Source organism: Rhodococcus sp. ACPA4 (assembly GCF_002300185.1).
In the GTDB taxonomy this organism is placed as follows: domain Bacteria; phylum Actinomycetota; class Actinomycetes; order Mycobacteriales; family Mycobacteriaceae; genus Rhodococcus_F; species Rhodococcus_F globerula.
Genome location: NZ_NSDY01000001.1, coordinates 767,526 through 779,185, shown reverse-complemented (window position 1 = coordinate 779,185; position 11,660 = coordinate 767,526). Strand labels below are relative to the sequence as shown.

The following is an 11,660-nucleotide window of genomic DNA, read 5'->3' as shown; positions in this document are numbered from 1 at the left end:
GTGGCACTCGAGACCCCGCGGCGCACGCTTACCGATACTATTCGTGTCGAATTGATCTCATCGTCTGCGTCAGAAGGACACTACACATGGCACACGACATCAAGACTTCATCCCTCCACATTCGTGAGGTGTCGTGGACCCATCCTGATGCCGAGGCATTACGCGGCGAGATGGCTGCCGAAGTGGGGCCACGCTACTCCGACCGCGTATCCACTGCCGACCGAGCGGCCGCAAATTCGGTTGACCCGCAATCGGTGCACCTGACAGTGGTGGTGTACGCCAGTGGGCGCGAAGGTGACGAACCACAACCTGTGGGCCATGCGACGCTTCGTTGGAACGGCGCCGATCTAGAGTTGAAGCGGATGTTCGTCAAGCCGTCGCATCGCGGAGGTGGCGTGTCCACACTCATCTTGGATACGGTCGAGGATGCTGCCCGGAAGGCTGGACGGCCACGGCTGATTCTTCAGACCGGGGACCGTCAACCCGACGCAGTCAGATTGTATGAAAAGAGTGGATATTCGCGGATTCCGATCTTCTCGCCCTATGAAGTAATGCCGTTCTCGAACTGTTTCGAGAAGGTATTCGTACAACTCCACGGCTGAGCTCGGGCCGAAACCACCATGCAGTCGCCAATCCTCCTGAGTGCCTCGACAACCGCTCGACAATCCTTCGCCGGGCAGACAGAATGCTCAGTGTGAGTCCCATTCATCGGACCGATGGCGAGATTTCAGCGATTGGTCGATCCACCGAGATTTTGAAGACATTCCGTGACAGCTCAGGCGTTCTCAGCGCTGCAGCGCTGGTCCGCCGAACCGGTATGGCAAAAACGACCGTGTATCGAATGGTCGACGATCTTGTCCGCGTCGGATTGCTCGAACGGCAGGGAACCAACTACCGCCTCGGCCTGCTGTTGTTCGAGATCGGCGAATCTGTTCCGCGCCAGCGCAACCTCCGCGAGGCAGCCCGACGACACCTCTCGGCGCTCCGTGAAGCAACCGGACACAACGTCGGTCTCGCGGTCTTGGACGGATTCGACGTGGTGTACCTGGACGTCTTTCGCGGCGACGACGGTCCACGCCTTCCGCAACAGATCGGGGGTCGATGGCCGGCACACGCAAGTTGTTCCGGCAAAGCAGTATTGGCGTTTACCGAACTAGCCGACGTCGCAATTCCCCGCGTCCTGAAAGCCCACACCGAGAACACCATCACAGATCCCGAACTCTTCCACAGCGAACTGGATCGGGTTCGCAGAAGAGGCGTTGCCTTCGATCGTCAAGAAGCCCTCCCTCGGATTGTGGGCGCTGCTGCGCCCATCTTCGGCCCCGACGATGATGTTCTCGGTGCTATCTCCATCTCCGGTATGGCTGGTCGCATCAATCTGACTCGAATCGATGCGGCTGTGAGAACTACCGCAATCGCTATCTCGCGCGATCTGTCAAGCGCACAGTCCGTCGTCCGGCCGGTGCTGCAGCGACGCTGACCTAGTCAGCCACGTCCAACGTAGGGCATACGGTTTGCCATGATTGTCAACGTCGGAATGCTGACGTCGAGTGGCAGATCTACCAGTCGCACAACGGTATCCGCCACATGACGTGGGTCGAAAGTCGGTTCGGGCTTGGTTGTGCCGTCCGCCTGCCTGGCCGAGTGGCTTACGCCTGAAGTCATATCGGTTGCGGCGTTGCCGATATCGATTTGGCTACAACAGATATCGAACTCGCGACCGTCGAGAGAAATCGACTTCGTCAAACCGGAAACACCGTGCTTGGTTGCCGCGTAGGCAACGCTCGCCGGCCTCGGTGTGTGCGCGGACAGCGAACCGTTGTTGATAATCCGGCCACCGCGGGGATCCTGAGCCTTCATGATCCGAACTGCTTCGCGCGCACAGAGAAACACGCCCGTGAGGTTGGCGGCGACGCACTCGTTCCAGTCCACCGGATCGATCTCGTCCACGGTTCCTGAGGGCCCGAACGTTCCCGCATTGTTGATCAGCGCATCAAGTCTGCCGAATCTCGCCGATACCGCCGCGAAAAGTTCGTGAACCGAGTCAGCCGAGGAAACATCTGCCGAGCACACCACTGCGCGGTCATGTCCCACTGCTGTCGCTTCGAGTTTCTTAGTGTTTCGGCCTACCAACACGACATGGTGTCCGACATCGAGTAGGCCCGTCGCCATAGCGCGACCGAGTCCCGATCCTGCACCCGTCACGACCACTACTCGCGCCACCCGCTCAGTGGTTGTCACCGTGGACCTCCGTTCCGCGTTTACCCACGAGGAAGTCGAAATCGACTCCCCTATCAGCTTGCATCACATGATCGACGAACAATCGCTGATATCCGCTCGAGTACCTCGACGTGGGCGACGGCAACATCAGAAGTCGATGAGCCAGTTCTTCGTCGTCCACGAGAACACGCAGCACACCGCGCTGAACGTCCAGTTCGATCATGTCACCGTCACGGACCGCCGCAAGCGGTCCGCCCGCCGCTGCCTCCGGCGCAACGTGCAGCACCACAGCACCGAATGCAGTTCCGCTCATTCGCGCATCGGAGATCCTCACCATGTCTCGTACACCCTGCTCCAGCAGTTTCCGCGGAAGCGGCAAGTTCCCCACCTCTGGCATCCCGGGGAAACCCTTCGGCCCGGCACCGGTCAGAACGATGACGTCATCGGCTTCGATATCCAGATCCGGTGAGTCGATCCGAGCCGTGAAGTCGTCCATTCCGCGAAAAACGACCGCGCGCCCCACATGACACAGCAATTCAGGTGACGCCGCGGACGGCTTGATCACGGCACCGTTCGGTGCGAGATTTCCCGTCAAAACCGCAATTCCCGCCTGCTCACGCAGCGGAGCTTCGGTGCTACGGATGACGTCGGCGTCCCACACTACCTCACCAGAGTTGTTCTCGGCCAGCGTTTTCCCAGTGACCGTCAGTGCGTCTGCGTGGAGGAGATCCCCGAGCTCTGCGATCACCGCAGGCAGGCCACCGGCGTAGAAGAAATCTTCCATCAGGAACGCGCCAGAAGGCATGAGGTTGACCAACAGTGGAACATCTCGGCTCTGCTCACCGAAGTCGGCTAGTTCCAACGGGATTTCGAGCCTTCCTGCAATGGCAAGTAGGTGTACCACTGCGTTGGTGGAACCTCCGATAGCCGTGTTGACTCGGATCGCGTTCTCCAGCGACCGTCGGTCCACCACTGAGGACATCGTTAGATTCTCGGCCACCATCTCCACGATCCGAACTCCACTGTCTCGCGCAAGGACTCGCCGCCGAGAGTCCACCGCGGGGATCGCCGCATTTCCCGGGAGGGTGAGGCCCAATGCCTCCACGATTGATGCCATCGTGGAGGCTGTACCCATCGTGTTGCAATGGCCGGGGGAACGCGACATCGCCGATTCGGCGGCCCTGAACTCACATTCGCTCATACAACCGGCACGAACCGCTTCGCTCATCTCGAACACCGACGTCCCCGATCCTACGGTCTTACCTTGATGACGCCCGTTGAGCATGGGCCCGCCGGACACGACAATGGTCGGAAGGTCGCAACTCGCGGCACCCATCACCAGTGCCGGGATGGTTTTGTCACAGCCGCAGAGCAATACGACGCCGTCGACGGGGTTGGCGCGAATCGACTCCTCCACATCCATACTCACGAGGTTGCGGTAGAGCATCGTCGTGGGTCGAATGATTGTCTCGCCCAGGGACATCACCGGGAATTCGACCGGGAAACCCCCAGCTTCGATGATTCCCAGCCGAACCTGTTCGGCCAAATCCCGGAAATGGGCGTTACACGGGGTCAGTTCGGAGTAGGTGTTGCAGATTCCGATAACCGGCCGTCCGTCGAACATTCGGTCGGGGATGCCCTGGTTCTTCATCCACGACCGATGGATGAAGGCATTGAGATCATTGCCGCCGAACCAATCCTGTGACCGCAGTGTCTTATCCATCGGTGCCGTCCAATCCGAGTATGGCCCTTGCTTCGTCAGTGGTCGCCGGCTGCAATCCAAGCCGCTCGATGATCCCGACGATGTTCTCCACCAATCGGGCGTTCTCCGCCGGCTCACCTGTCTCGAGAAATGGATAGTCCTCGATCCCGACACGTACGTGTCCGCCGAGCAACAGTGCGTGCGTGAGTCCCCGTATCTGATCGCTACCACTGATGCTCACCGAGAAGACGGAATTCTCGGGCAGGTAGTCCACCATCTCCTGCAAGATCTTCGGGGAGTACGGCATCGCGTTCTGAAAAGTGCGATCGAGACCGAGAACAAGATTGACAAGGTGAGGGTCGGGATCTCCGGCAGTCAGATCACGGATTCCCTGCAGCAGATGTGAGGGGCTGAACGCTTCCCATTCGGGTTTGATTCCGAGAGCACGCATGGCGGACGCGAGCTCGGCGGCACGACTGGGCGGCGTGTCCATCAGCACCTCGCCAACCGGCGAACTCACATACGCAGTGATCGCATCCAGCGTGCACGTGTCGGCGCCGCCGTGCAGGCCCTGCAGCCTCGCGTCCCAGTCGACGACGCGACTTCCGTCGCTGCGAGTACGCACCATGTCACCGTTGACGCCACCACCGGTCGAGTTGTTCAGCACGATGTCGCAGCGTTCGCGCACAAGCGTGTTCATGTATCGATAGATTGCAGCGTCGCAGGTCGCTTGGTCGTCCGGCCGGCGTGCGTGTAGCGCCGCCACGCTTGCTCCGGCACTGTGACATCTCGCGACGTCCGCGGCAATCTGCTGCGGCTGTGTCGGTATATACGGATTGTCGGCTGCCGTCAGGAAGCCGCCCGTGGGGGCAACCGTCACGATCACCTTGTCCTCGAGACCATTCATGCCGGATCACATTCCTGCTGCGCCGCGTCAAAGAACATGGCGATCGCCGCAGCGCCCGGATCTTCGACACCACGAGCATGTTCACCCACGTAAGTTGCTCGTCCACGCCGCGCCAGCATCGAACGCGTCGACTCTGCCCCGCGCTGCGCTGCGTCGGCGGCAGCCTCCAGCGCGGCAAAGACGGTTGCGCCGGTGGCCGCACTGTCCGACAACGCGGCGGCGGCCGGAACCATGGCGTCGACCATGGTCTTGTGCCCTACCTGTGCGTTGCCCAAGCGCTGAACCGCTGCGGTCGCCTCATTCAGAGCAGACGCGAAATCTGTTGCAGTGACACTATTGCCGGACACAGTTCCGATGCGGCCGAACCACAAACCGAGCAGTGGCCCACTCGTGCCACCGGTGTCGAGAAACGCATCGGACACCCGAGCGAATGCTCCACCGGGGTCGGACGGCGGATCTTGGTCGATTCGGCGCACCGCGCTCCGGAGACCGGAGCGCAGATTCATACCGAAGTCCCCGTCACCGACGAGCCTGTCCAGGTCGGTGAGCGCGTCGAACTGATCTTCAGCCTCGCCGGCAAATCGAGCGATCCAGGCAAGGGCGTCGCCGACGTTCAGTGTTGTCATCATGAAGCTCTTTTCGGTAGTACAGATGCGAGTTACCACGACAGCGCTGCGGTCCGGACCGGCGCGTCCCACAGATCCAGAAACTCCTCCGTCGAGCGAATCAAAGTGATCGAGAGTCCATGCATATCCAATGCAGTGACAAATGAACCGGCGATGACGCGGTCCAAGGTGATACCGACCGTGTCGAGAAATAACTTCAATCCGACAGTGGCAATAGCCAATTCGAGTTCATGGATGGCTCCCAGACCGTTGACTATCGCAATAACTCCCTCGCCGCGCGCCGCGCCGATCGCCTCGATGATCGGGGCCGCCAATTGCTCCACAAGTTCCGTGGCGGTAATGATCGGCCGAGTCTCCCGGCCACGCTCACCATGGATACCGACTCCGAATTCCATCTCGTCCGGTGCCAGTTCGAAAGATGGACGGGTCTGCCCAGGTGGTGTACACGAGCGGAGGGCCGCACTCAGAGTTGCCGACGCCGACACAACTCGACGCCCCAGTTCAGCAACCTCGGTTAGCGCCCAACCACTCTCCGCTGCAGCGCCGCAGATCTTCTCGACGGCAATAACCGCCGCAGTGCCTCGCCGTCCAGGACCACCCTGGTCCGTCGATGCTGTCGCGAGGTCGTCGTCGACCACCACGATCTCCAGTTGCCGTTCAGCGCCCAGTAATTCTGCCGCGATCGAGAAGTTCAGCTTGTCGCCGGTGTAGTTCTTCACGATCAGCAGAGCCCCACGGCCTGTCTCGACTGCCTCGACCGCTGCGCGGATCTGAAAGGCCGTGGGACTGGCAAAGACTGCTCCCGGAACGGCCGCGTCCAGCATGCCGAGCCCCACGAATCCCGAATGCAGCGGTTCGTGGCCGGCACCTCCGCCTGACACCAGGGCAACCTTGTCGCGCCTGCCCTGCGCCCGCGTCACGAAAGCCGGGTCCCGATGATACGAGATCGTTGTCGGATAGAGAATCTGAAGACCTTCAAGCGCCTCCCACACAACATCTTCGGGCCTGTTGACGACGTGGCTGCTCACGACGGCCTCTCAGTTCCTGTGGTGGAGTCGAGGGGGAAGCGCAGAGCAAATCCGACCACGCTTGTACGGACGTCGTCGCCGACCCTTATTCCCGCGGATGCTGCGGGACCGTTGACATACGAGATTGTTCCGTTGTGCCACATATCCATTCCATTGCTGATCTCGGCAGAGTCATGGCTAACCGCGACCCCGGCAAGACCGGCCTCTCCCATATGGATGATTCCGCTGATCCCGGCATGGTCCTTGCCTACGCCGGCGTCATTCATCACGGCCAATGCGCAACCAGTTGCAATCGCCATCCGTCCGGATTCCTGGCCGCCGTTGGAGGCTGCGACGACAATGCAGTCTCGATCCGCTGTTTCGATCTGCGACATGCTGTCCATGACAACGATTGCTCTGCCGTTCTCCACACCGACTGTGCCTCGAAACATCAACCGACTCCTCTCTCGACCAAAGCTAAAATTTCATTCGACAAGCGCCCTCCCAGGCGTATTCCAGCGTGGGCAGCGGTCGGGTTGACGTACGTGACGATGCCGTTTTCCCACACGTCATTTCCGTCGCCGATGCGTGAACTGTTGTGTCCGACTGCAATACCCGCAATACCCTGTGCGTCGACTGCCGCCAAGCCCGCGATACCTGCTCGGTTCTTCCCGATGCCGGCGTCGTTGCATACGACTACGCGCACGCCGAACTCGACCGCGTATTCCCCGGCGCTCGTTCCGCCGTGCGAACCAGTCACGATCACGTCACCACACTGCGCCGCCGAGGCGAACGCTATCGAATCCATGACCCACACTCGCCGACCGTTCGCGGAGTACGCCAAAGTGGGTTCTACGCCTTCTGCGTCAACGACTCGCATGAACATCCACCCCTAGAATTCGTCGCGCCTGTTCCGGCGTTGCAGTTTCGCGTCCGTACCGACGCGCAATGGCGACTACCTCTTCCACCAGGCCGGGTGTTGACGGATATCCCAATTCTGCGTAGTGATAGTCACCCGCACCGATAGCAACGTGACCGCCACGGCTGATCGACTCCTCCGCTGCTGCGAGGACATTGCCGCGGTAGGCAGAAACTATCCACTCGATCGGCAGATCTTCCGGGAGTAAGTCCAACTGTGCTCGTAGCCCAGCAGCAGTCGCCGGGTGCGCGGCGGGAAACTCGTCGCCGCCGAGGATGAACGCAACCACCAACGGCAACGCAAGGCTCCTCGCTCTGGCGTGTGCAACTATGGCGCGAGTCCAACTGACGTTGAACGACGTCAGATACGGCGCCATGCCCAGTTCGACCGCGCGGGAGAGAAGTTCGATCTGGGTTCGGGTGTCGTTGACGAACACATTCGAATCGGTGAGGTAGTGGCCAGTGCCCGCATCGATCAGGTCCATCGCGGCACAACCCATGTCGATGACCAAGAAATCGGAACGTGTAGTCGGATCCGCTTGATTCGGAGCAAGATTCGCCAAGCGTTCGTCGACCGAGCATCCGGGAAAATTTGCCATGGACGGCGCGAGCAGAAGATTCGACACTGCGCGAACTCGCTCGATGATCGCGCCGTATGTTGCGGCCGAGTGATCAGCACTTCCATCTGCCGTGCGCCCGTGAAAGTGCATCACGGACGCGCCCGCAGACTCACAGGCTCGCGCAGTCTCCGCAATTTCGTCAGGCATCCACGGAATGTGGGGATTTGGTTCGCGCATGGTGTTCTCGTTGACGTGAACTCCGATGACTACCGGTTTGTCCGTCACGGCCATCCATTGATCAGTCGTCATGACGATCCTTCGGTAGATTCCAACCGGCTCCCATCGACTGACCGCCGTCGACCGTCCAGGTCTGACCAGTCACGAAACCTGCAGCGGGACTGGCGACAAACGTCACGACTTCGGCGATCTCGTTCGGGTCCGCATAGCGGTGCAGTGGAATGGACGCCAGGATAGCGCTGCGCATTTCAGGACTCTGAGCACGCCGCGCCAAGGGAGTGAGTGTTGATCCGGGCGCGACGCAGTTCACGCGGATTCCCTCGTCCGCCAACTCGATCGCCAACTGACTTGTCAGGGCGACCACTCCGCCCTTCGATGCCGAATACGACGCACGGTCAACACTGCCGCGCAGACCCGATACCGACGCGATCGTCACCACCGATCCACCATCATCGGCAGCGAGTAGGTCCACGAACTCGCGAACGACGGTGAACGTCGAAACCAGATTCAGCTCGAGTGTTCGCCTCAATCGTTCGGGTGTCGTTTGCCGAACTGAAGCATTGTCAGCAGTCCCGGCCGAAGTCACGACTGCGTCGACGCGACCGAACACCTCTTCGGCGACTTCACGCAGCCTACGGATATCCCCTTCGTCGGTGACATCCGTCCGAACCCCGATCGACCGAGTATCGGCTGACAGCGCACTGTCGCCCGGCGTGTGCGACAGATCCGCGGACACGACATTCCAGCCTTGGGCGACGAAGCGCCGACAGGTCGCCAGCCCGATTCCGGACGCGCCGCCCGTCACGATTGCTACCTTGCTGCTCACGGCTACAGCACCTTCCGCATGTCGCGGATGGGATCAGACCCGTCCCATCCCTGCGATGCCGCCTCGACGGCGCGAAACAGGTTTCCCTTGCGCCCGCTGACCTCCGAGAGTTCGATGACGGTGCCTGGGTACGCACTTTCCTCGAAGTAGACGAAGCGTTCGTCAGGAGCACCACTCCCGGAGCGACCACTCTGCAGTTCGATGAGTCCGCGCTCTTTCGATTCCGCCACATGGCAATCGAAATCCGTAGTCCAGTACGCAACATGCTGAAGGCCTTCGAGACCGCGATCTGTGAACTCACGGAAAGCTGACGGCTCGTTGTTGTGCTGTTGAATCAGCTCGATCTGGGCGCTACCACTGTGCGCGAGTGCAACACTGAATCGCGGTGCACTTGGTTTGCCGCGGAAGACGAAGTCGTTCAGGGGCTGGTCTTCCACGAAGAAGAACGGTCCGACGCCAACCACGTCGATCCAGTATTTCAATGCACTGTCAATGTCGCCCACGACGTAGCCCAATTGGCGCAATGGTCCAAAATATTTACTCACGATGTCCTCGTTTGTCGTGGCCGGCGACCCCTACCGTCGACGGCTGTGATCCGGATACTCTGATGATGTCGCGCAGATATGCGCAGAAAGAATGCATAATTCCCGTTGATCGGGACTCGAGCCGCTTGCGTGTTTGCGCTCAACCCTGCTCGGGTGCGACGAGAGCGTCCCGCTCGAACCGGTAGTCCAGTGTCAGTTGAGCATTCGCCTTGTCGGCTTTCCTGGTGAGTAGCTTGAGAATCAGCACGATCAGTGCCGCCGTTGCGAGCACTGCGGAGTACACACCGATTGCCGGCGTGAAACTGTTGGTCGCATCCTTGATCCATCCGGTCACCTGAGGGCCGAAATAGCCACCGAGGTTACCCATTCCATTGATCACTCCGAAGCCGGCAGCAAGTGCGGCGCCGGTGAGGAAACTGGACGGCATGGTGATGAAAATGCTCATCGAACTGTAGAGACCGATACCGGCGATGCAGAATCCGAAGATCGCAATCACGGGAGTGGTGAAAAACAATGCAGCGATAGCGAATCCGAGCGCCGCAACAGATGCCGCAATAGCAAAGTGCATGGGGCGTTCACCAGCGCGATCCGAATGCCGCGTCCACCAGATCATCGGCCCGATCGCAATGAGTGCCGGCAGCGCAGCAACCCAGCCGATCTGCGTGGTGGTCATTCCGAACTGCGCATAGATTTGCGGCATCCAGATCTGGAATCCATTGAGACTGAATGTGAAACAAATGAAGACGGCGATCAGGACTAGGACACGAGGATGCACCAGTCCCTGCAGGAAACTGTGCTTACCGACTACCGCTTCACGCTCCTGTGCCTCGGCTTCGAGAGTGTCGGTGAGCCAACCGCGTTCTTCTTCGGTGAGAAACTCAGCTTCGGAGGGCCTGTCGCGCAGGACCTTGTAGATCACGAAAGCCATCACGACAGCCGGGATACCCGTGAGGATGAAGACCCACCGCCAGCCCGACAGCCCGAGAAATCCGTCGATAGCCATCAGGTGCGTCGTAATCGGCGTGCCCAACCCCGAGAAACAAATGAATGTCACGATCCACGCCATCGCCTCACCGCGATCGCGATTGGGGAACCATCTGGAGACGAAGAACAGCATTCCCGGAGAGAATCCGGCCTCGGCGATACCAAGGAGGAATCGAGCTGCGACCAGGCCTGAGGCACCCTGCACGAAGGCCGTCCCGATCGTGACGATCCCCCACGTGATCATGATCCGGGTGATCCAACGTCGCGCCCCGACCTTTGTAAGAATGTAATTGCTCGGTGGTTCGCAGATCGTGTAACTCCAGAAATAGATTCCGGCAGCGAACCCGAACATCGATGCAGATATGCCTAGTTCCTTGTTCATCGTCAGTGCTGCGACACCGATATTCAATCGGTCGAGATACAGGACGATGTAGGCCAATCCGATGACCGGCATGAAGCGGAGCATGACTTTCCGGACTGTCCTGTCCGGAAGTGCAAGCTGCTCGGTGGTAGTTCTTTCGTGACGCATGATTCACCTCGTAGTCATTCGAACACATCGTTGTGATGGCTGACACAGAGACGATGCGGGTCGACGACCGAAGTTCACATACACAATTCCCGATGATCGGAACTTTATCGAATCGGGGAAATAGCGTCACCGGGACGATCAGTACCTTGCTTCGAAGCGTGTGCGCAGTCGGTGACAGAGACGATTGAGTTCATCTTCATCGACTCGAGGGGCCGAGTCCCAGGAATCTACGTCGTTCCACGCCACCGAATCCGGGGTGCCGAACGGGCGGACGAATACGTGCTGATGAAAATGGGAGACACTGCGACCGACGATGGCCGAAAATACACTCTCCGGAAACAGTTCAGCTTCAAGCACTCGCGAAATGCACCAGACTGCACGGGAAACAGCCAACGCCTCACGTTCGGTCATCAACGAGAGACTGCGCACATGGCGCCTGGTCTCGACAAAGAGATACCCCGGCACCGCAGTGCCCTGCGATAGGGGGCGGTGGGAGACTACGACAAGATCGTCCTCGAAAATCAATGGACTCACCAACGGCCCACTACCTCGATGTTTCGCGCAAATTGTGCAGGCACTAGTCATGGAACACCCTGTTC

At 59.8% G+C, this 11,660-nt stretch carries 14 protein-coding genes; 2 read left to right on the top strand and 12 right to left on the bottom strand.

Annotated elements, in window-relative coordinates; translation table 11 throughout:
• Window positions 1-86: 86 nt before the first annotated feature.
• Together CJ178_RS03565 and CJ178_RS03560 are read left to right on the top strand one after the other, a co-directional pair.
• Window positions 87-602 carry a GNAT family N-acetyltransferase gene (locus tag CJ178_RS03565; RefSeq protein ID WP_095886126.1) on the top strand — a complete coding sequence of 172 codons (516 nt, stop codon included), beginning with the start codon at window positions 87-89 and terminating at the stop codon, window positions 600-602.
• Window positions 603-694: 92 nt separating this feature from the next.
• Window positions 695-1,480, top strand: a complete 786-nt coding sequence (locus CJ178_RS03560; RefSeq protein ID WP_095887817.1) for an IclR family transcriptional regulator — start codon at window positions 695-697, stop codon at window positions 1,478-1,480.
• 5 nt (window positions 1,481-1,485) lie between these two features.
• Here the strand turns inward: CJ178_RS03560 and CJ178_RS03555 are convergent, their stop codons facing one another.
• The 12 genes from CJ178_RS03555 to CJ178_RS03500 form a co-directional block, all read right to left on the bottom strand.
• Window positions 1,486-2,241 carry an SDR family oxidoreductase gene (locus tag CJ178_RS03555; protein ID WP_095886125.1) on the bottom strand — a complete coding sequence of 252 codons (756 nt, stop codon included), beginning with the start codon at window positions 2,239-2,241 and terminating at the stop codon, window positions 1,486-1,488.
• Entirely contained in the window at window positions 2,228-3,943 is a 1,716-nt protein-coding gene (locus CJ178_RS03550; RefSeq protein WP_095886124.1) for an IlvD/Edd family dehydratase, read from the bottom strand. The genes CJ178_RS03555 and CJ178_RS03550 overlap by 14 nt, the downstream gene beginning before the upstream one ends.
• On the bottom strand, window positions 3,936-4,829 hold the full coding sequence (locus CJ178_RS03545; protein WP_095886123.1) for a 3-keto-5-aminohexanoate cleavage protein: 894 nt from the start codon (window positions 4,827-4,829) through the stop codon (window positions 3,936-3,938). The genes CJ178_RS03550 and CJ178_RS03545 overlap by 8 nt, the downstream gene beginning before the upstream one ends.
• Window positions 4,826-5,455 (bottom strand): dihydroxyacetone kinase subunit DhaL, encoded by a 630-nt coding sequence (dhaL, locus tag CJ178_RS03540; RefSeq protein WP_095887816.1) that lies wholly within the window; start codon window positions 5,453-5,455, stop codon window positions 4,826-4,828. Before dhaL ends, CJ178_RS03545 begins: the two co-directional genes overlap by 4 nt.
• Window positions 5,456-5,487: 32 nt before the next feature.
• Complete coding sequence (locus CJ178_RS03535; RefSeq protein ID WP_095886122.1) at window positions 5,488-6,483, bottom strand: dihydroxyacetone kinase subunit DhaK; 996 nt, start codon at window positions 6,481-6,483, stop codon at window positions 5,488-5,490.
• Window positions 6,480-6,914, bottom strand: coding sequence for a hypothetical protein (locus CJ178_RS03530; RefSeq protein WP_095886121.1), 435 nt, complete (start codon window positions 6,912-6,914; stop codon window positions 6,480-6,482). Before CJ178_RS03530 ends, CJ178_RS03535 begins: the two co-directional genes overlap by 4 nt.
• Window positions 6,914-7,342 carry a hypothetical protein gene (locus CJ178_RS03525; RefSeq protein WP_218833715.1) on the bottom strand — a complete coding sequence of 143 codons (429 nt, stop codon included), beginning with the start codon at window positions 7,340-7,342 and terminating at the stop codon, window positions 6,914-6,916. The genes CJ178_RS03530 and CJ178_RS03525 overlap by 1 nt, the downstream gene beginning before the upstream one ends.
• Entirely contained in the window at window positions 7,329-8,249 is a 921-nt protein-coding gene (locus CJ178_RS03520) for a 3-keto-5-aminohexanoate cleavage protein (RefSeq protein WP_095886120.1), read from the bottom strand. The genes CJ178_RS03525 and CJ178_RS03520 overlap by 14 nt, the downstream gene beginning before the upstream one ends.
• Window positions 8,239-9,003 (bottom strand): SDR family NAD(P)-dependent oxidoreductase, encoded by a 765-nt coding sequence (locus CJ178_RS03515; protein ID WP_095886119.1) that lies wholly within the window; start codon window positions 9,001-9,003, stop codon window positions 8,239-8,241. The genes CJ178_RS03520 and CJ178_RS03515 overlap by 11 nt, the downstream gene beginning before the upstream one ends.
• 2 nt (window positions 9,004-9,005) lie before the next feature.
• Window positions 9,006-9,548, bottom strand: a complete 543-nt coding sequence (locus CJ178_RS03510; RefSeq protein ID WP_095886118.1) for a VOC family protein — start codon at window positions 9,546-9,548, stop codon at window positions 9,006-9,008.
• Window positions 9,549-9,687: 139 nt separating this feature from the next.
• Window positions 9,688-11,061 carry an MFS transporter gene (locus CJ178_RS03505; RefSeq protein ID WP_095886117.1) on the bottom strand — a complete coding sequence of 458 codons (1,374 nt, stop codon included), beginning with the start codon at window positions 11,059-11,061 and terminating at the stop codon, window positions 9,688-9,690.
• 138 nt (window positions 11,062-11,199) lie between these two features.
• Entirely contained in the window at window positions 11,200-11,595 is a 396-nt protein-coding gene (locus CJ178_RS03500; protein ID WP_095886116.1) for an HIT family protein, read from the bottom strand.
• Window positions 11,596-11,660: the final 65 nt, after the last annotated feature.